Origin of the sequence: Mycolicibacterium stellerae (assembly GCF_003719305.1) — a bacterium.
Classification (GTDB): Bacteria; Actinomycetota; Actinomycetes; order Mycobacteriales; family Mycobacteriaceae; genus Mycobacterium; species Mycobacterium stellerae.
This window is the reverse complement of the sequence record NZ_RARC01000001.1, coordinates 20,840-40,307: the sequence shown is the minus strand read 5'-3', so window position 1 is coordinate 40,307 and position 19,468 is coordinate 20,840. Positions and strand designations below refer to the sequence as shown.

At 66.3% G+C, this 19,468-nt stretch carries 17 protein-coding genes; 8 read left to right on the top strand and 9 right to left on the bottom strand.

What is annotated here, in order from left to right:
* Nucleotides 1-15 precede the first annotated feature (15 nt).
* The 3 genes from D6M19_RS00195 (at nucleotide 16) to D6M19_RS00185 (ending at nucleotide 2,476) form a co-directional block, all read left to right on the top strand.
* Nucleotides 16-315, top strand: a complete 300-nt coding sequence (locus D6M19_RS00195; protein WP_123023163.1) for a hypothetical protein — start codon at nucleotides 16-18, stop codon at nucleotides 313-315.
* Nucleotides 316-534: 219 nt separating this feature from the next.
* Nucleotides 535-1,440, top strand: coding sequence for an esterase family protein (locus tag D6M19_RS00190; RefSeq protein WP_123023595.1), 906 nt, complete (start codon nucleotides 535-537; stop codon nucleotides 1,438-1,440).
* 202 nt (nucleotides 1,441-1,642) lie between these two features.
* Nucleotides 1,643-2,476, top strand: a complete 834-nt coding sequence (locus D6M19_RS00185) for a peptidoglycan recognition protein family protein (RefSeq protein WP_123023162.1) — start codon at nucleotides 1,643-1,645, stop codon at nucleotides 2,474-2,476.
* Nucleotides 2,477-2,584: 108 nt separating this feature from the next.
* On the opposite strand, the gene D6M19_RS00180 is transcribed toward D6M19_RS00185, so the two are convergent.
* Nucleotides 2,585-3,604 (bottom strand): NADP-dependent oxidoreductase, encoded by a 1,020-nt coding sequence (locus D6M19_RS00180; RefSeq protein WP_123023161.1) that lies wholly within the window; start codon nucleotides 3,602-3,604, stop codon nucleotides 2,585-2,587.
* A 192-nt stretch (nucleotides 3,605-3,796) separates the two neighbouring features.
* On the opposite strand from D6M19_RS00180, the gene D6M19_RS00175 reads away from it, so the two are divergent.
* Nucleotides 3,797-5,587: a PE-PPE domain-containing protein gene (locus D6M19_RS00175; protein ID WP_123023160.1), complete on the top strand. Its 1,791-nt coding sequence runs from the start codon at nucleotides 3,797-3,799 to the stop codon at nucleotides 5,585-5,587.
* A gap of 12 nt (nucleotides 5,588-5,599) precedes the next feature.
* On the opposite strand, the gene D6M19_RS00170 is transcribed toward D6M19_RS00175, so the two are convergent.
* Entirely contained in the window at nucleotides 5,600-6,139 is a 540-nt protein-coding gene (locus D6M19_RS00170) for a DUF3558 family protein (protein ID WP_123023159.1), read from the bottom strand.
* A gap of 558 nt (nucleotides 6,140-6,697) precedes the next feature.
* Between D6M19_RS00170 and D6M19_RS00165 the strand changes: the two genes are divergently transcribed.
* Nucleotides 6,698-7,753 carry an MmpL3/TtfA transport complex stabilizer gene (locus tag D6M19_RS00165; RefSeq protein WP_164478263.1) on the top strand — a complete coding sequence of 352 codons (1,056 nt, stop codon included), beginning with the start codon at nucleotides 6,698-6,700 and terminating at the stop codon, nucleotides 7,751-7,753.
* 7 nt (nucleotides 7,754-7,760) lie between these two features.
* Here D6M19_RS00165 and D6M19_RS00160 read toward each other — a convergent pair whose 3' ends face one another.
* From D6M19_RS00160 to D6M19_RS00150, 3 genes are read right to left on the bottom strand one after another with little or no spacing between them, the layout of a single operon-like run.
* Nucleotides 7,761-8,450, bottom strand: coding sequence for a response regulator (locus D6M19_RS00160; protein ID WP_123023157.1), 690 nt, complete (start codon nucleotides 8,448-8,450; stop codon nucleotides 7,761-7,763).
* Nucleotides 8,447-10,027 (bottom strand): sensor histidine kinase, encoded by a 1,581-nt coding sequence (locus D6M19_RS00155; RefSeq protein ID WP_123023156.1) that lies wholly within the window; start codon nucleotides 10,025-10,027, stop codon nucleotides 8,447-8,449. The genes D6M19_RS00160 and D6M19_RS00155 overlap by 4 nt, the downstream gene beginning before the upstream one ends.
* Nucleotides 10,024-10,905: an alpha/beta fold hydrolase gene (locus D6M19_RS00150; protein WP_123023594.1), complete on the bottom strand. Its 882-nt coding sequence runs from the start codon at nucleotides 10,903-10,905 to the stop codon at nucleotides 10,024-10,026. Before D6M19_RS00150 ends, D6M19_RS00155 begins: the two co-directional genes overlap by 4 nt.
* 109 nt (nucleotides 10,906-11,014) lie before the next feature.
* Between D6M19_RS00150 and D6M19_RS00145 the strand changes: the two genes are divergently transcribed.
* Nucleotides 11,015-12,409 (top strand): cation:dicarboxylate symporter family transporter, encoded by a 1,395-nt coding sequence (locus D6M19_RS00145; RefSeq protein ID WP_123023155.1) that lies wholly within the window; start codon nucleotides 11,015-11,017, stop codon nucleotides 12,407-12,409.
* A 75-nt stretch (nucleotides 12,410-12,484) separates the two neighbouring features.
* On the opposite strand, the gene D6M19_RS00140 is transcribed toward D6M19_RS00145, so the two are convergent.
* Nucleotides 12,485-12,808, bottom strand: a complete 324-nt coding sequence (locus D6M19_RS00140) for a hypothetical protein (protein WP_123023154.1) — start codon at nucleotides 12,806-12,808, stop codon at nucleotides 12,485-12,487.
* Nucleotides 12,809-12,993: 185 nt separating this feature from the next.
* On the opposite strand from D6M19_RS00140, the gene D6M19_RS00135 reads away from it, so the two are divergent.
* Together D6M19_RS00135 and D6M19_RS00130 are read left to right on the top strand one after the other, a co-directional pair.
* Nucleotides 12,994-14,136 (top strand): alpha/beta fold hydrolase, encoded by a 1,143-nt coding sequence (locus tag D6M19_RS00135; RefSeq protein WP_164478262.1) that lies wholly within the window; start codon nucleotides 12,994-12,996, stop codon nucleotides 14,134-14,136.
* A gap of 66 nt (nucleotides 14,137-14,202) precedes the next feature.
* On the top strand, nucleotides 14,203-15,834 hold the full coding sequence (locus D6M19_RS00130) for a long-chain fatty acid--CoA ligase (protein ID WP_123023593.1): 1,632 nt from the start codon (nucleotides 14,203-14,205) through the stop codon (nucleotides 15,832-15,834).
* A 161-nt stretch (nucleotides 15,835-15,995) separates the two neighbouring features.
* On the opposite strand, the gene D6M19_RS00125 is transcribed toward D6M19_RS00130, so the two are convergent.
* The 3 genes from D6M19_RS00125 to D6M19_RS00115 form a co-directional block, all read right to left on the bottom strand.
* Nucleotides 15,996-17,186 (bottom strand): lipid-transfer protein, encoded by a 1,191-nt coding sequence (locus D6M19_RS00125; protein WP_123023592.1) that lies wholly within the window; start codon nucleotides 17,184-17,186, stop codon nucleotides 15,996-15,998.
* Between the two features lie 82 nt (nucleotides 17,187-17,268).
* On the bottom strand, nucleotides 17,269-17,610 hold the full coding sequence (locus D6M19_RS00120) for a DUF732 domain-containing protein (RefSeq protein WP_123023152.1): 342 nt from the start codon (nucleotides 17,608-17,610) through the stop codon (nucleotides 17,269-17,271).
* 122 nt (nucleotides 17,611-17,732) lie between these two features.
* Complete coding sequence (locus D6M19_RS00115; RefSeq protein WP_123023151.1) at nucleotides 17,733-19,430, bottom strand: serine/threonine-protein kinase; 1,698 nt, start codon at nucleotides 19,428-19,430, stop codon at nucleotides 17,733-17,735.
* Nucleotides 19,431-19,468: the final 38 nt, after the last annotated feature.

The window sequence follows — 19,468 nt, the reverse complement described above, 5'->3', positions numbered from 1 at the left end:
GAACAAAGGTTTCCCATGAAGACGATCATCGGTTCCGCGCTCATCGGCACTGGCCTCGCGGCCGCGGCCCTGTCATTGGCCATCCCGGCGCACGCCGAATCGGCTGCCATCACCATCGGTCAGCTCGAGGCGCAGGGGTTCGACGTCAAGCTCGACCGCGTCGGCAGCGCGCCGCTGAACCAGTGCGAGGTCACCGACGTCCGCAATCCCCGTGAGCGGACGGAACTCGTGCGCGTCGGTGGGCGCGGTGACCGCGATTTCATCCCGGTCGTTGTGAAGCGGACCGTCACCGTGTCGCTGGATTGTTCGCGCTGACCGACCTCACGATCTCGGAACTTGTTGATAACAAGCCGATCACGTGCCGCGCTGCGCCGTTCGATTCCTCGCGCCCGTTGCTACCTTGCGCGAAGGCAAGCCCGAGACGGATGAGGTGTGGCGGTGATGGTGGCGGAACGCGTGGTCAGCAGGTCCTTCCGGGCGTGGTCGTATGCGGTCGGAGTGGCGTCGGTGGTGCTGCTGACCCTGGCTGTCGGAATGATCTCGGCTCAGAATGCTTCGGCCTACTCCCGTGAGGGGCTGCCTGTCGAATACCTCGAGGTTCCGTCGGCCGCCATGGGCCGCGACATCAAGGTTCAGTTCCAGGGCGGTGGCCCGCACGCGGTGTATCTGTTGGACGGTCTGCGCGCCCAGGACGATGCGAGCGGCTGGGACATCAACACCACAGCGTTCGAATGGTTCTTCCAGTCGGGGATCTCGGTCGTCATGCCCGTTGGCGGCCAGTCCAGCTTCTACTCCGACTGGTACCAACCGGCAGTGGGAAGCTCAGGCACGCAGACCTACAAGTGGGAGACGTTCCTGACCCAGGAACTGCCGACGTACCTGCAGGCCAACAAGGGGCAGGATCCGTACAACAATGCCGTTGTCGGCCTGTCGATGTCGGGCGGTGCGGCACTGACGCTGGCCATCTGGCATCCGGCGCAGTTCATCTTCGCCAGCTCATTGTCGGGCTTTCTCAACCCTTCGCAGGGCTTGTGGCCGACGCTCATCGGTCTTTCGATGAAGGACGCCGGTGGGTACAACGCGATGAACATGTGGGGACCCACCAGCGATCCGGCCTGGCGCCGCAACGACCCAATGGTCAACATCAACACGCTGGTGGCCAACCGAACGGCCGTCTGGGTCTACTGCGGTAACGGGGCAATCTCTGACCTCGATGCCAACGACGGGAACTTCGGCACCCAGTTCAGCGCGCAGTATCTGGAGACCATCACGCTGGACACGAACAAGCTGTTCGAGCAGAAGTACATCGCCGCAGGCGGACGCAACGCGGTCTTCAAGTTCCCCGAGAACGGCACCCACAGCTGGGGCTATTGGGGAGCCCAGCTGCAGGAGATGAAGCCGGACCTGTTGCGGGTGCTTGGCATTCAACAACAGGCGTGAGCGAAGCAGCCCGTGGCGGCGATGGCTAAGGGTGTTTCGATTGCTTGCGCGCTGAGCAGACGCGCCCGTCGCAGCCCGTCACGGTCTGTTCATCGGATCGAAGTCAGCTGACTCAGCTTCCGGCAAACTGGTTGCAAGATAGTCGATTTGGCGATGCTCGTGCGCGCACGCAGCTGTCGGCGTGCCGCCGTACCATCCGGTTATGGCACAGACGAAGATCTGGACCGGCGACCCGGTGTGGATCGCCGACGTACTGCGCGCCGAGGGTGTCAACTTGGTCGAATACCCCGGCTGGCAGAACCGCGGCCACGGCGACTTCAAAGACATCCGCGGTGTGATGGTGCACCACACCGGATCCGACAATGCCACCGCTGCGTCGATAGCGAACGGTCGTCCCGATCTGGCAGGCCCGCTGTCGCAGCTGCACATCGCCCGCGACGGCACGGTGACCGTGGTAGCGGTCGGCGTCGCGTGGCACGCGGGTGTCGGCATGTATCCGTGGCTTCCGACCAATATGGGCAACTGGCACATGATCGGTATCGAATGCGCCAACAGCGGTACCAGTCCGACGGCCCGACATCGCACGCATTGGCCCGACGCGCAGTACTTCGCACTGGTGAACTGCTGCGCGGCAATCAACCGCCGACTGTCACAAACCTCGGCGCGCACCATCGGCCACAAGGAGTATGCCGGTCGGGCACAAGGGAAATGGGACCCCGGTGCGATCGACATGGACATCTTGCGCGCTGACATCCAGGCTCGAATCGGCACCGAGTCCGGCACTGCCCCGACGCCGCGGCCACCCGTTCCGGTCGGTGTCTATGCCGACGTCCTGCTCTTCCGTGGTTCGGAGGGTGCGCAGGTCGCTGCGCTTCAACGCCAGCTGGGGGTGACCGTGGACGGCGACTTCGGGCCCCAGACCGAAGCGGCGGTGAGGGCGTTCCAGCGTCGCACTCCGGGCCTGAAGGTGGACGGGATCGTCGGGCCTGCGACCGCGGCCGCACTGCGACTGACGGTGTTGCAGCCCAGCGCATGACCTGGCGGGCCCACGACGAGGCGTCGTGGGCTCCGCTAGTTCTCCGTCCAGCAGACGCAAAAGTCCCCTTTTCGGCCGCTTTTCGGGTACATATGCGACTGCTCGCGGCTAGGCCGGCGTTGGTTCGCTGACCTTCACCAGCATTTTGCCGATGTTCGCGCCGGTGAAGAGCCCGTTGAGTGCGTCCACGCACGACTCGAGACCGTCGAAAACCGTCTCGCGATGGGCGAGCAGGCCGTCTCGCTCCCAGCCGCTCAGTGCGGCGAAGGCTTCTTCGAAGCGGCCCCATTCATCGAGCGCATTGAACCCCTGCATGGTCGCCGTCTTCGACAACAGGTTCACGTAGTTCGCCGGGCCGGGGTGTTCGCCGGTGAGATAACTCGAAATGACACCGCACAGCACAACCCGCGCCTTCGGTGCCAGCCTGCCCAACACCGCGTCCAGGATCGGTCCGCCGACGTTGTCGAAGTAGACGTTGACGCCTCGCGGGCAGTGCGCTTTGAGCGCAGCCCGCACGTCGTCGCTCTTGTAGTCGATGCACGCGTCGAAACCGAAGTCGACGACCACCGCGCGGCACTTATCCGGACCGCCGGCGATGCCGACCACCCGCGCGCCTGCGATCTTCGCGATCTGCCCGGCCACCGAGCCGGTGGCCCCCGCCGCCGCCGACACCACGACCGTGTCCCCTGGCTGTGGTCGACCGACACCGGTCATGCCGAAATACGCTGTGGCGCCGGTCGGTCCGTATACCGACATGACCGCCAGCTGGTCGGTGTACCCGACCACCGGGGTGGCGAATATGTCGTCGCGAATGATCACGTAATCCTGGAAACCGGTCAGTGTCGTGACGACGTCGCCGACGGCGTAGGCGTCACACCGCGATGCCACCACTTCCCCGATGCCTGCCGCGCGGATGACCTCTCCGAGTTGCACCGGCGGAAGGTAGCCCGGCTGGTCGTCGAGCCAGGTTCGGGCGGCCGCGTCTATGCCGACATACGTGGTGCGGAGCAGGGCCTCACCGTCCTTCGGCTCGGGTACCTGCCCGGTCACCAGCTCGGTGTCGTCGGGCTTGACCAGCCCATCGGGGCGGCGGCGGAGCAGGATCTGGCGGTTCATGAGGTCGGCCACGACGCCGAAACTAGCGAAAGCCGGCGAGAGGCACTGCCGTTCGGGGCATCCACGGGTCGATGTGCCGACCGGTGAATTTGGGCAAATGGTTGCGAGCAAACCAAATGAGTCGCAGAATTCACTTGAGCCACATGCGGGTGGCTCGGCGCTACGGGGACGTCCAAACGCAATAACTGGCTCTGGGGGCTTGCCGTGCGCCGTGTCTTCTATTCCGTTGGTGTCGTCGTGCTGTCGATCGCGTCCACGGTCGTGCTTGCGGGCGTGCAGACCATGACGGCGCTGGTCGCGCTCACCGCGACCGCGTTGATCATGGGTGGCACCGGGCATCCGCTGAGCACGCCGCAGGACAGCCAGGAGTTCATCAACGGCTACACCGCCGACGCCAACAACGACTACATCGTGCTGACCGGATTCTGCGGCGCCGGCTCGTGCACACCAACTGCGGTCAGCACACCCGAGCAATTCATGCCGGTGTCAGGCGCGATGCCATTCGATCAGTCGGTCGGGCAGGGCGTGACCAACCTCGATCAGGCGATCAACGCACAACCCGCGGGCGAGGCGCTCGTCGTGTTCGGCTATTCGCAAAGCGCGCGAATCGCGTCGATTCAGAAGGGCAATCTCGCCGCCGCAGGCTCGACGCTGCCGGTGTCGTTCGTCTTGATCGGCAACCCGAACCGGCCAAACGGCGGCATCCTCGAGCGCTTCGAAGGCCTCAACATCCCCATCCTCGGGGTCACCTTCGACGGCGCCACCCCCACCGACACCGATTTCAAGACCGTCGACATCACCCGGCAGTACGACGGCTACTCCGATTTCCCCAACAACCCGCTCAACCCGCTCTCCACCGCGAATGCCATCGCGGGCATCCACTATGTGCACGGCGACTATCAGAGCGTCGGCCTTGGCGACGCGCTCTACCAGGGCTCGTACGGGGACACCGACTACTACTTGATTCCCAGTCGTCACCTGCCCCTGCTGATGCCGCTCGACCAGGCGGGGGTGCCGAGTCCGGTGGTGACGATGCTGGATGCGCCGACGCGGGTGCTGGTGGAAGCCGGTTACGACCGGACGATCAGCCCTGGCGCGCCGACCCAGGCGAGCATCTTGTACTTCCCGAACCCGGTGCAGACCGGGATGAACTTCATTGTCGCGATCCCGACCGGCATGGACGACGGCGCCCAAGAGGCCGCCAACATCCGGCCATTCGGCACGGCTCCGATAGACCAGCGCAGCCCGTACGGCGTCGGCGGCCCGCCGGTCAACGCCGGTTCGTTCGACTCCACCGGCGCGCCGCTGGCCACCCCGCAACCGGCGGCCTCCGTGCCGAACGCACAGACCCTCGCCGCACCACAACAGGGCCCGGCGCTACCCGCGCAACCGGCGGCAGGACCGGGACCGTTGCCGCCGCCGGTGCCTGCAGCAACCACACCGTCGATCACCGCACCGGCGCCCGCGATGGACAAGGCGGCTCCGGCCACTCCGGTTGCCGGAATGACACCGGGATGGTGGAAGCCGGCCCCGCTGGCGAATCCAGTAACGGCCGATTCGCCGAAACCCGCACCGGTGGACGTGCCGACGCCCGCACCGCTGGACCTGCCCAAGCCGGCACCGCTGGACCTGCCGAAGCCGGCTCCCGTCGACCTGCCCAAGCCGGCTGACATGCCCAAAGCCGACCTGCCGCGGACTGACATCCTGCCGAAGATCGTGCCGCCGAAGATCGATCCGCCCGCACAGGCACCGATCCTGAACATGCCGAAACCTGACGCCATACCGGCCCCGGCGTTCGTCGCACCCGAGATCCCGGCGGCGCCGGTGGCTCCGCCCGTGCAGGCGCCGGTATTACCGGAGTTGCCCGCTCTGCCCGCGGCTCCGCCTCCACAGTTGCCCGCATTGCCGCCACCGCCTGTGATGCCTGCGCTGCCGCCACCACCACCCCTGCCGAACATCGCCGGGATCCTCGGGGGCATCCGGCTGCCGTTCTGAGTGGACGGCAGATCAGGAGAAGGCAGGCACTCTCGGAATGAGCGCTCCCGCAACCTTTTCCGCCTCGGCCTGGCTCTGCTGATCGTCGCCTCCGCGCGCATACACGTCAAGTTGGGCGCCGCCGATGAGTACATACAGGTGGCCGTCCCGCCAGTAGGCGTCGTCGCCGATTCCCGGAATCGACGGCGAGTCCGCCCGGGCGACCGCGAAGTCGTCGCTCGTCGCGCGTGACAGGAATACCGCGAGTTGCCCCGAGGGCTGTTGCCACTGGCAGTAACGGGTCGATGCGGTCGCGTCTGCGCCGTCCTTGTCGATCTGGGTGACGTCGCGACCGGTGAGGGTGGTGACGTCGGCTTCACTCAGCAAGGCGCAGGGATCGGGGATGTTGCCGCCCTCACCCGTCGGACCGCCCTCACCGGTCGGACTCTGCGCGACGGCAGATGACGTGGCTTCTGTCGGCGGGGTGGACTGTGCGGCGGGCGGCGACGCATCGCGGCTACAGCCGGCCAAGGCCAGGATCGCGATGATGAGAATGCCGAGACGGCGATTCATGTGTTCCTCTCGGGTGGCGTTGCGGTCCGCGGGTTCGATACTTCACTGCCGGACGCGCGCCCGTGCCCCGAATCAGGAGATTCATTTGTCGCATCCGTGCGTCTCCAGCGAACGCCCGACCGGCCCCACCGACGGCTGGAGGGTCGCCGACGGGACCGCCGGGGGACCCCCCGACGCCTGCGGCGAGGCCCGACACGAGTTTGCTGAAGTGTCGCGGTGTGTTCTGTATCTCACTTTTCCGATAAAAAGTAAGAATCGGCTGTTGGACCTCATTCGTCACATTGGTATTTGGCGGTTGCCCGTCACGCGTATCAGCACTTCAAACAATGCTTCTCTGCTTGCCAGAGCGGGATAACGAATTCATAACGAATAGATTTCTAAGCGTCGCCTGAGACAGATAAGGAGTCGGCGACAATATGCCGACAACGTTTCTCGGTGGGCGAATTTTCGTCGCTACACTCGAACAAGACCTGCGCTGACCAAGCGCAGTAAGACATATGTCATCGCCGGACGTAGCCACAACCGGCACAAGCACCGATGAACAGGGCAAATACCGTCATGCATAAGAACACTGTCAGCACGAACGCGAACGCGACCGAGGCGACGGCCGTCGAGCAGGACTTCGTCGTTCTCGGCACGGTCGACGTCGACCGCGGCCCGATCGCTGACCTCGCCGTCAGCCCCGACGGCACCACGATCGTCGCGACCCACTACGGCGACGGCAGCGTCTCTGTCATCGACGCGTACGCCATGACCGTCGAGGCCGACATCGACATGCCCGTCGTTGAGCCGCACATGGTGGTCGCAGGCGATCGGCGCGCCTACGTGACGATCTCGGGGCACAAATACGACTCGGTCGCAGTCATCGACACCGAGCACAAGCGAGTCATCGCCAACCACCCCGTAGCGGGCACCGCGACGAATGTAGCGGTCAGCCCGGACGGCACTCGGATCTTCGTCGGCCAGGCCGGAGAGGACGTCATCGGCCTCGCCGTGATCAACACCTTCGGCCGAATCCAGACCATCGACATCGCCTACGGTGTCGGCCGCACGGTGGACGCCGTGCGGGTCAGCCCCAACGGCCGCTTCGTCTACGTCGGCACCTCCGACGCCGACAGCGGCAAGCTGCTGGTCGTCGATGCGGCCAAGGGTCGCGTCATCCGGGAGGTCCCCGTTGCGGCACCGATCAGGGACGTCGCGCTGAGCCATGACGGCGCTCTGGTCTACGTCGCAGGCTTCGACACCCACTGGGGCGGCTCGGTCGACATCATCGACACCGCGATCAACGAGGTCACCGCCAAGGTCGGTATCGGCGGCGCACCCATGCAGATGGCGCTGAGCTCCGACGGGAACCGCCTCTACATCGCCGACTACGAGCACGTCGCCGTGCTGTGCACCGAGACCAATTCGGTCGTCGACACGCTGACCGTGACCGAGGAACCGTCATGCGTCGCGGTCAGCCCGGACAGCCGTCGGCTGTACATCGCTGACCACGCGGGTGCCATCACGGTGATGTCCGTCGCCGTCGACTCCGCCGAACTCGAGGCCGAGTTGATGGCGATGAACCTGAGCACGATCCCCGGGCTTCGCAAGCTCGAGCCGGCAGGCGTCTAGTCAGTCCTCAGCGCCACTGGTATCGGGTCTTCGGCCTGCCTGCCTTGCCGTAGTCGGTGTGCCGGGTCACGGTCCCTTCGTCGGCGAGGCGCTCGAGGTAGCGCCACGCCGTCACCCGGGAAACGCCGACCTGCTTGGCGACCGCGTCGGCGGTGATCCCATCGGCGGAATCCCTTACCGCACGGGCGATCTCGTCGTTGGTGCCGGCGGCCGCACCCTTCGGGGCTGCGGATCGACCGCCGGTCACCCGTAATTCGGCAAGCGCACGGTCAACCTCGGCCTGGCTGGCGGCGTCGGTGCCCGCGGGCAGGGCCTCCCGGTAGCGTTGGTAGCGCTCCAGTCGGTCGCGGAACGCCGCGAACGTGAAGGGCTTGAGCAGATACGCCAGCGCGCCGTGGCCGACCGCGGCGCGGACCATCTCCAGGTCGCGCTCCGACGTGATGGCGATGATGTCCGGTGCGGGCCGCAGACCCGACAGACCAGATGCCAGCGCGATACCGCTGGCGTCGGGGAGTCCGATATCGAGCAGCACCAGGTCGATCGGGATCTCGTTCGCCGCCGCTTCACCGGCCGCACGCATCGCCTCGCGGGCGGTGTGGGCGACGGCCGTCACCGTGAAGCCTTCCAGCCGTTGCAGGTACGCCTGATGCGCCTCGGCGATCAACGGTTCGTCCTCGACGATCAACACGCTGATCACGAGCCGCTCACCGTCACCGTCACAACCGACCCGTACGTCACGTCGGCGGAAAGGGTTCCGTTGTGGCGCTTGACGACCTGCGCGACGAGCGCCAGCCCGAGGCCGTGTTGTTCGGCGTCGGTGCCGGACTTGGTCGAGTAGCCGCGCTGCATGGCCTTCTCGAAGGTGGCGGCGTCCATGCCGGGGCCGCTGTCTGCCACCCGGATGAGCAGAGTGTGGTCGTCCTGGCTGACGGTGACCTCGACCCACGGGTCTTCGCGATCGCACGCGTCCATGGCGTTGTCAATCAGGTTGCCCAGCACGGTGACCATCTCCTGACCCGACAGTGGTACGCCGTCGCTGTTCGACGGCAGATGGGTGTCCTCGGTGACCGACAATTCGATTCCGCGCTCATCGGCCTGCGCGGTCTTGCCGAGAAGCAGTGCGACCAGCGTGGGTTCGCCGACGTCGTTGGAGAGCCGGTCCACTAGGCGCTGCGACAGTTCGAGCTCATTGGTCGCGAACTTGACCGCTTCGTCGTCACGGCCCATCTCGACCATGGTGATCACCGTATGCAGTTTGTTGGCGGCCTCGTGTGCCTGCGAGCGCAGAGAGTCCGTCAGCACCTGCAGCGAGCTGAGCTCGCCCAGTGCCCCTTGCAGTTCGGTGCGATCGCGGATGGTGACGACCTCCGAGTCATGAGACCGGTTGTCCACCTGGGAGCGGTTGACCACCAGCACCCGTTCGTCGGTGACGTGGACCTCGTCGCGGGCGCCAGGGTTGTAGGTCTGCAGGAACTCGGGTAGATCCGCCCGGGAGACGGGGCCCGGATGCAGGCCGAGCAGCCGTCGTGCCTCGTCATTGACCAGTGCCACCCCGCTGCGGTCGAGCACGATCAGGCCCTCGGACACCGAATGCAGGATCGCGTCGTGGTGCTCGTACATCACCCGCAGCTCGTCGGGCCGCAGCCCGTGGGTCTGGCGCAGCAGCCGTCGTCGGATCGCCCACACGCCGAGCAACGAAATCGCCAGTGCCCCAACGCTGACCGCGGCGATCGTCAGCCATTGCGATCGCCAGCGCTGCGCGAGGGTCTGCTGTGTGATGCCCGCCGCCACCAGGCCGACGATCCCGCCTGAGCCGTCGCGCACCGGCACGATGGTGCGGATGGACGGGCCGAGTGTGCCCGTGTACACCTCGGTGAATGTCTCACCGCGAAGAGCAGGCTCGATGGTTCCGAGGTAGTGGCCGCCGATCTGCTTGGGGTCGGTGTGGGTGAAGCGGGTCCCGTCCGGCGACATGATCGTGATGAAGGCGATGTCGGTGTGGGAGCGCACCGCCTCGGTGACGGGCTGCAAAATCTCGGTGGCCCTTCCGGATTCGATCGCCGCGGCAGTCGACGGCGAGTCGGCCAGCGCCGTCGCGATCGCGACCACCTGTTGGCGTGCGGCGGCATCACCGTCTCGGCGGGCATCCAACAGCGCCAACCCGCTGCCTGCCGCCACTACGACCGCGATCACCAGGATCTGCAGCGCGATCGCCTGCGTCGCCAGTGGCCACGGCCGCGAGCGGCCCGAACGACGGCGCCACCACCTGGTCACGGCGCGCCCAATTCCTCGGCTGCGAGAGCGAATATCTCGTCCCCTGCGCCCACGGCCAGGAAATGGCCTGCGCCCTCGACGGGATTCCACACCGCGCCCGGCATCGCGTCGGCCACGGCCTTATTGATCGGGTCCGGGACGAGAAGGTCGTCCAGCCCCTGCCACACATGGACCGGCCGCTCTATCTGCTTGACGTCGAAAGCCCAACGGCGGTAAAGGAGTTCGGCGTCGCGCACCAGGCCGCCGGAACCGTGGGCGAAGCATTCGGCACATGAGTCGGCGAACCCCTCGCCGATCTCGGGCCGAAGCAGAAGCTCGCGGTCGTAATCGTTGACGCTCTGCCGAATCTGCTTGGAGAAGCTGGTGCGGAACCGTTTCGCGGCCAACCCAAGGGCGGCGTACATGAGCCGAAAGCCAAGTGTGAAGTGCAGGGCGAGGGTGCCCCCGAGCGCGTCGACCTTCGAAAGGTAAAGCGCAGCAGAGTTGTCCCCGAATGCGCCATAGCTGCCCGGTGCGATGCTGCTGACGTGGCGTAGCCGCGCGGGATCGATGTAGGCGGCCGCGGCCAGCGCCCACGGCCCGCCCTCCGACCAGCCCGTTACACCGAACTCCCGCTGCCCCAACGCGTCGGCGACCGTCACCAGATCGTCGGCCCAGCCCGCGTACGAGTGAGCCTTCTTGGCACTGGACTGTCCCATCCCCGGCCGGTCCACGCAGACGAGGCGCAAGCCGTTCTTCAACGCTGAGCCGGCGAGCAGGCGCGCCTCGAGCCGGCTGCTCGGGCCGCCGTGATTGTGCAGAACGAGCGGGCCGTGCGGATCTCCGACCTCGAGGTACGCGAGGTGACGACCGTCGGGGGTCGTCACCACCTCAGCCATGCCGTCCGCCCCCTCCCTGAACGTAATGAACTTAAGCGTGACCTGGCTCACGTACTGGGCGAACCTACTTGCACATCACATTCGATGTCGACCTGGAGGTATCCCGCACATGACAGTCATCGACCGCCAACCGCCGGTATCCGAGCCCCCGGATCCGCCGCGCCGCAAAAAGGACCGCACGCACTGGCTCTACATCGCCGTGATCGTTGCGGTGCTCGTCGGCATCGCGGTCGGCATCCTCGCTCCCGAGGTCGGCAAGAGCGTCGGCGTTCTCGGCACGATGTTCGTCGCGCTGATCAAGATGATGATCGCGCCGGTGATCTTCTGCACGATCGTGCTCGGCATCGGATCGGTGCGCAAAGCCGCCACCGTCGGCAAGGTCGGCGGCCTGGCCTTCGTCTACTTCCTGGTGATGTCGACGTTCGCGCTCGCGATCGGCCTCGTCGTCGGCAACATCATCCACCCCGGCAGCGGCATGCACCTCACAGAGACCGCCGCGGGCAAGGGCGCCGAGCTGGCCGAGAAAGCCCACGAGTCGGGCGGGCTGATGGACTTCGTCCAGGGCATCATTCCCGACACACTGTTCTCGGCGCTGACGGCGGGCAGCGTGCTGCAGGCGCTCTTCGTCGCACTTCTGGTCGGATTCGCATTGCAGGCGATGGGCAGCGCGGGGGAGCCGATCCTGCGCGGCATCGAGCATCTGCAGAAGCTCGTGTTCAAGGTCCTCGTCATGATCCTGTGGCTGGCGCCGATCGGCGCGTTCGGCGCTATCGCCAACGTCGTCGGACAGACCGGCTGGACCGCGGTCACCCAACTGCTGACACTGATGCTCGGCTTCTACGTCACGTGCCTCTTGTTCGTCTTCGGTGTGCTCGGCACGATCCTGCGGGTGGTGTCCGGGGTGTCAATCTTCAAGCTGGTGCGCTACCTGGCCCGCGAGTACCTGTTGATCTTCTCGACGTCGTCGTCGGAGTCCGCGCTGCCGAGGCTGATCGCCAAGATGGAGCACCTGGGTGTGGACCGCAGCACCGTCGGCGTCGTCGTCCCGACCGGCTACTCGTTCAACCTGGACGGCACCGCGATCTACCTGACGATGGCGTCCCTGTTCATCGCCGATGCGATGGGCAGCCCGATGTCGGTCGGCGAGCAGATTGGCCTGCTGGTGTTCATGATCGTCGCCTCCAAGGGTGCCGCGGGTGTGACCGGTGCCGGCCTGGCCACCTTGGCGGGCGGTCTGCAGAGCCACCGCCCCGATCTGCTGGACGGCGTCGGCCTGATCGTCGGCATCGACCGGTTCATGTCCGAGGCCCGCGCGGTCACGAACTTCTCCGGCAACGCCGTCGCCACCCTGCTCGTCGGGTCGTGGACCAAGACCGTCGACAAGGCCAAGGTCAACACCGTGCTGCGGGGCGAGGATCCGTTCGACGAGCTGACCATGGTCGACGACGACCACTCGTCGCGTGCCGAAGAGCCGGCGCAGGAGCGTGTCCCTGCCCCGGCGTAGGGCGCGCACATAAAGAAGGCCCGGCCGGTACCGCCACCGGCCGGGCCTTCTCCCGTCGTTGAAAAGAGAACCGCGTCAGCGGCGATTGCAGTCCAGCGTCACCGAAATCGACTGGCTGACAGTTTCCAGCACCAGCGCGCGGTCGCCGCCGAAGCCGTTGCGGCCGGGGCCGATGTAGGGCACCCACTGCTGCACCGACTTGGGGTTGCGCACGTTGGTCACCACGCATTCGCTCATCGGCGCGGATCCGCTTCGATCGATGTTGACCGTGTAGCCCTCGTCCTGCAGCCGCTTGATGGTTGCCTGTGCGTCCTCTTCGGCCGACGCGATGCCTGCGGGCACGGTCATGGCGGCGAACACACCCACCATCGCAGCTGCGAGCGTCCACTTTTTGCGCATAACCGCACCTCTCCTCGTGTGTTGGATCAATGATCCCCCATATACATCGTTTCGGACACACAAATAGTTCCCAGGCGTCACGCAGGTCTCCGCCCGGTGAGGTGCGCCGTCGGCAAAGCCGACCGTAATGAAGCCCACATTTGCGGAGTTGGTCAACGGGTGCGCGGTTGGGGAACCATGACTGTGTGAGTCAGACATCGGTAGCCCGCCAACCGGCCACGGCTACCCGGGTCAGGCTGTCGCAGGAGGTCATCACGCTCGACGACGGGCACAAGGTGGGCGTGACCATCGGCGGCAAGGGTGTGCCGCTGGTGTTTCTGCACGGGATCGCCCTCAGTGGGCGGGCCTACGTGCGACTGCTGAGCCGGTTGGCGGGAATGGGATTCCTGGTCGTGGCCCTCGACGCGGCGGGCCACGGCGTCACCCCCAACCTGCCCCGCAACGCGGCCGACCTGAGCCATCGGGTGGACCTGACGCTGCGCACGCTTGATGCCCTCGGCATAGGCAAGGCCGTCTTCATGGGCCATTCGATGGGCGGCCGGATGCTCGTCGCGCTGGCGGCGCTCGCGCCAGAACGGGTGCTGGCGGCGGTGCTGCTGAACGCCGCCGCCGGCGCACCCTTCGACGAGTCCATCCGCACGCCGGTCCGGTCGCCCCGCAGGGCGGCGAAGGCGGTGCTGAACGCGGCCTACGACGCCCCAGCCGATCCGCGCCGGCTGCCTGCGCGCGAACGCAGGCGCTACATGCGGCAGATGGCAGCCGCGCTGGCCCGCAATGTGCGGACCCCGCTCGGACTGCCGGGTGCCATACAGGCCATCGTCACGTCCGGCGATTACACGCCGATGTTGGACGCGATGCGCCGGCACAGCGTGCCCACCATCGTCGTGCACGGCGAGAACGATCTGGTGGTTCCGTTCGAGAGCGCCGAAGACATGGCCGAGCGCGCCGACGGCACCCTCTATCGGGTGCCCGGCGCCTACCACTCGTGGATGCTGGCCAACCCTCGCCACGGTGCCGATATGGTGCGCCAGTTGCTGGCCGCAGAATTGGGCGATGTCCTGCGCGAGGCGGCTCGGGCGCTGGGGATCGTGGGCGTGCCCGGTGGCTGGCAGTACGCGCTTCTGACCACCGACTCACCGCTGCATTCGTTGGAGGACCGGCCCCTCGAGGTCGTCGGCGTCGAGCCGCCCGAACACGTCGACATGGACCGGCTGCGCAGTGCCTGTCGCGCGCCGAACCGCAGGACGGCGCGGCGTTTGCGCTGGTTCGACGGGTGGCGCCGCAGACGTGAGCAGACGGCATCGGCCGGAACCGCCGACATCGCGTAGTCAGCGCATTAACATCGCGTTCATCTGACCGCGCCGGGCATGGCACCCGAAGTCGGAGGGGAACCGATGGACAGCACGATGCAGGACGTTCAGCTGACGATCACCGCGATCATGCGGCACGCGTGCGATCTGCACGGCGACCGCACGGTGACGACGGCGACCGGTGACGGATACCGGCATACGACAATTCGGGAGATCGGGCAGCAGGCGGGCCGGTTGGCTAACGCGTTGCGACGCATCGGTATCACCGGCGACCAGCGCGTGGCGACCTTCATGTGGAACAACGCCGAGCACCTCACGGCTTACATGTCCATTCCGTCGATGGGTGCGGTGCTGCACACGCTCAACATCCGGCTGTCGGCCGAACAGATCGCCTTCATCGCCAACGAGGCCGAAGACCAGGTGATCATCGCCGACCAGTCGCTGACCGCTGTGCTTGCCCCAGTGCTGCCGTTTCTGGAGACGGTGCACACCGTGATCATGGTCGGTGACGGTGATATCGACGCGCTGACCGAGTCCGGCAAGACCGTGCTGCGCTACGACGACATCCTGGCGGCCGAGGCCCCTGACTTCGACTGGCCAGACGTCGACGAGAGGTCCGCCGCCGCGATGTGCTACACCAGCGGGACTACGGGGAACCCGAAAGGTGTTGTCTACAGCCATCGTTCGAGCTATCTGCACGCGATGATGACGAACACCGCCAACGCCGTCGGTGTCGGGTTCAGCGACAAGGTGCTGCCCATCGTGCCGATGTTCCACGCCAACGCGTGGGGGATGCCGTACGGCGCGTTGATGGCGGGCGCCGAGATCGTGATGACCGACCGGTTCCTCGACTCGAAATCGTTGATCGGCCTGATCGAGACGCAGCGGCCGACGGTGGCCGCGGCGGTTCCGACGATCTGGAACGACGTCCTGCACTGCCTGGAAAACGAACCAGGACACGACATCTCGTCGCTGCGACTGGTGACCTGTGGCGGGTCGGCGGTGCCGATGTCGATGATGAAGGCGTTCCAGAAGGAGCACGACGTCCAGATCGTGCAGGCGTGGGGCATGACCGAGACCTCGCCGCTTGCGACGATCGCGCGACCGCTGCCCAACGCGGATGACGAACAGTACTGGGCGCAGCGCGGCACGCAGGGCCGGGTGGTCTGCGGAGTGGAGGCGCGGATCGTCGACGACGACGGCAATCCGCTGCCGCACGACGGCGAGGCGGTCGGCGAGGTGCAGGTGCGCGGCCCGTGGATCACCGGCGGGTACTACCGCAACCACGATCAGTCGAAGTTCGTCGACGGCTGGTTGCACACCGGCGACGTCGGTCGCATCGATTCACTGGGCTACGTGACGCTGACCGACAGAGCCAAGGACGTCATCAAGTCCGGTGGCGAATGGATCTCTTCGGTGGAGTTGGAGAACCACCTTATGGGCCACCCGGCGGTGTCCGAGGCCGCCGTGGTGGCCGTGCCCGACGAGCGCTGGCAGGAGCGGCCGCTGGCCGTCATCGTCGTCAGCGAGGGCGCCGAGGTGTGCGCGAAGGAGCTGCGGGAGTTCCTGGGCGACAAGGTCGTTCGCTGGTGGCTCCCCGAACGGTGGGCCTTCATCGAAGAGGTGCCGCTGACCAGCGTCGGCAAGTTCGACAAGAAGACCATCAGGGCGCGCTACGCCGAGGACGCCTACGACGTCATCGAGCACCGCGACTGACTTTTCTGCGGCGAGACTTTTCTCCGGCGAGCAGTCGCAAAAGTACCCGACACGCCGAGGATTTCGGGCCTTTTGCGTCTGCTCGGCGATGTGGGCCCAGCTCGGCGATGGGGGCTCAGCTCGCGGTGTGGGCCCAGCTCGCGGTGGAAGGTCTCCCCGGGCTAGCGCTCGGCTCGCTGGTAGGCCGTCACCACGGCGGCGCCGCCGAGACCGATGTTGTGCTGCAGCGCCGCGGTGACGTTGTCGACCTGACGCTTGTCCGCGGTTCCCCGCAGCTGCCAGCTCAGCTCCGCGCATTGCGCAAGCCCCGTCGCCCCGAGCGGATGCCCCTTTGAGATCAGGCCGCCGGACGGGTTGACCACCCAGCGGCCGCCGTAGGTGGTGTCGCCGTTGTCGATCAGCTTCGGGGCCTCGCCCTCGGCGCACAGACCAAGCGCCTCATACAGCAGCAGCTCGTTGGCCGAGAAGCAGTCGTGCAGCTCGATCACCTGGAAATCGGAAGGCCCGAGACCCGACTGGTCGTAAACCTTCTGTGCGGCTTGGACATTCATGTCGGAGCCGATCAGGTTCTTGGCGCTGCCGTCGAAGGTGCTTTCGAAGTCGGTGGTCATCGCCTGCCCGACGATCTCCACCGCCTGGCCGGCAAGGCCGTGCTTGTCGACGAACGCCTCACTGGCCACGATCGCCGCGCCCGACCCGTCGGACGTGGGCGAGCACTGCAGCTTCGTCAGCGGATCGGAGATCATCTTCGCCGCCAGGATGTCGTCGAGGGTGTACTCATCCTGGAACTGCGCATACGGGTTGTTGACCGAATGCTTGTGGTTCTTGTAACCGATCTTGGCGAAATGCTCAGCGGTCGTGCCGTGTGTGCGCATGTGTTCCCGGCCTGCGGCCCCGAACATCCACGGCGCCACCGGGAATGCGAACTCGTCGATCTCAGCCATCGCCTTGACGTGCTTGCCCATCGGCGATTCGCGATCGTCGGCGCCGCCCTGAAGCGGGCCGGGCTGCATCTTCTCGAACCCCAGCGCGATCGCGCAGTCGACCAGCCCGCCGCGGACCGTCTGCGCCGCCAGAAACAGCGCAGTCGAGCCCGTCGAGCAGTTGTTGTTGACGTTGGCGATCGGGATGCCAGTCATACCGAGCTCGTACAATGCCCGGTTACCGGAGGTGGAGTCACCGGCGACGTAGCCGACGAAGCCCTGCTCCACCTCGGAGTAGTGAATGCCCGCGTCCTCGAGCGCTTTCGTGCCCGATTCGCGTGCCATGTCGGGGTAATCCCAGCCCTCGCGGCGGCCGGGCTTCTCGAACTTCGTCATCCCGACCCCGACGACGAACACTTTGTTTGGCATCTGATGCATCCCTTCGCAGTTTCTGCAATCGACAGAAACACATGGCGAGCGAACTGTCTAGATGCGCTATCCGCGACGCGGGCTACGGCAGCAGGCCCGTGTGCTCGGGGCAGTAGTTGAACACCGACTCGACAACGAACACGGCCGCCTGATGGGTGGTGAGGTCGGTGTTTGCCAGGATCTCGTCACCGAGGTCCAGCGGGTCGGCGCCGTCGTCGATCGAGCCGCACACATAGTGGGCGTTCGACACGGCGGTGCGGGCCGAGTCGTAGGAGATGCCTTCGTCGCTGATCGCGCTGAGGAACTCGTCGTCGACCGAGCTGAAGGCGTTGGCGGTGCCCGCGCCTGCGAACGCGGCCAGTGCGAGTCCAGACACGGCGATCGCGGTGGCGGCGAACTTGGTGACCCGAGGCGTGGCGAACATGTGGACTCCTTGATGTCGTTTTCTCCGGCTCTGTGCCGGTGTGACATCAGCCTCCGATGGACCTCTTGAAGGATTCTTGGAGGATTCTTGGAGCCGCCGATCAGCGCTTGGTCAGCTGGTGCTCAGCCGAAGTCGTTCCACCATTTGTGCAGCTCTTCGAGGTTTGGGCCCTGTGCGTCGGCCAGCAGCAGGTCGACGTCCTTCGTCCACGTGACGTCGGGGTTGCCGTCGTAGGTGCCGCAGGCGACCTGGCCGGCGACCTCGTCGGGGTTCGCGTTGTAGTGCCACGCGGTGGGTGAGTCGATGTCGCTGCCCGGGCACTTGACCAGTTCGGAGTTCTGCGCGATGGCGTCGCTGAAGTGCTGGTCCAGCGTCGCCTGATCGGCGAAGAGCGAATACCGCGCGGCCTTGGGTCCGGTCGGCACATTCGTCTCGGTGCAATCCACCGTGGCTAGGGCCCCGGTGACCGGCGGGTGCGCCGGTTCGCAGGCACCGTCGTCGTAGCTGGGGGGCAGCGCGGCGAGCAGCTTGGAATCGAAGGATTCCGGGTCAACCGACGGCGTAGTGGTCCTCGGCGTTCTCGATGTCGTGGTCTGCCGCTTGGTCGTCGTGGTGCTGGTGGCGACGCTCCGAGTCGACGAGTCGTCCTTGCTGAGCGCCCACCACGCGCCGAGGCCGCCGAGGACCAGGACGAACACCGCCCCTGCGGCGGCCAGCGCAATCCAGGCGCTGCCCTTCTTCGGCGCAGACGCTCCCGGCGGCGGCGTGTTCCACTGCCCACCGAACGCGGCAGGGCCTGAAGCGGGAAACGGCGGTGGGGTGGGCGGCGGCGTGTGCTGCGGTGGCGGCGGTGGAGTCGGATACGGCGACGGGGTCACGCCTGCAGGTGGTGGAGCCAATGCCGTTCCGATCGCACCAGGGAAGCCCGGCAGCGTCGCATCCTGGCTGCGTTGCAGGATGGTGGCGGCCTGATCCTGGTCGCGTTGTGTGAGCGCATCGTTGGCGGCCGCGGCGAAATCGCCTGCGCTGGCGTAGCGTTCGGCGGGATTCTTGGCCATGCCGCGCGCGATCACCTGATCGAAGGCGACCGGAATCCCGGGCCGCATCACGCTCGGCCTCGGTATCGGTTGCATGAGATGCGAGGTGATCACCACGCTGACGCTGTCCGCGGGGAACGGCTGCGATCCGGTCAGGCACTCGTGCAGAACGCACGAAAGGGCGTAGATGTCGGCGCGGTAGGTCACCTCGTCGTTGGTGAACCGCTCCGGCGCCATGTAGGCGTATGTCCCTACGGCGGTGCCCAATTCGGTCAGCTTCTCGTCGGTGGCGGCGTTGGCGATACCGAAGTCGACGAGGTATGCGAAATCGTCGCGGGTGAGCAGAATGTTCTCTGGCTTGACGTCGCGGTGCATGATGCCGGACTCGTGGGCGGCATCGAGCGCCGACGCGATCTGGCGCACGACGGCCACCGACCGTGCGGGTGTCATCGGGCCGTAGTTCTTCAGTACCTTGCGCAGGTCGGTGCCGTCGATCATGCGCATGTCGACGTACATCACGCCGTCGATCTCGCCGTAGTCGTGGATCGGGACGACGTGGGGTTCCAGCAGCCGGCCCGCGGAGTGCGCCTCGCGCCGCAGCCGCTTGCGGAACACCGGATCGTGGGAGACCCCCTCCGGCAACAGCTTCAGCGCGACGATGCGGTCCTTCTCGGTGTCCTCGGCCTCGTAGACCTCGCCCATTCCGCCCTTACCGAGCAGGCGACGCAGCCGATAGCGGCCGAACTGGGTGCCCACACGGGAGTCCCCTTCGGTGCCGCTCATCGATCGCTCCTCTATGTGTGTTGCCGTGCATTGCCGGC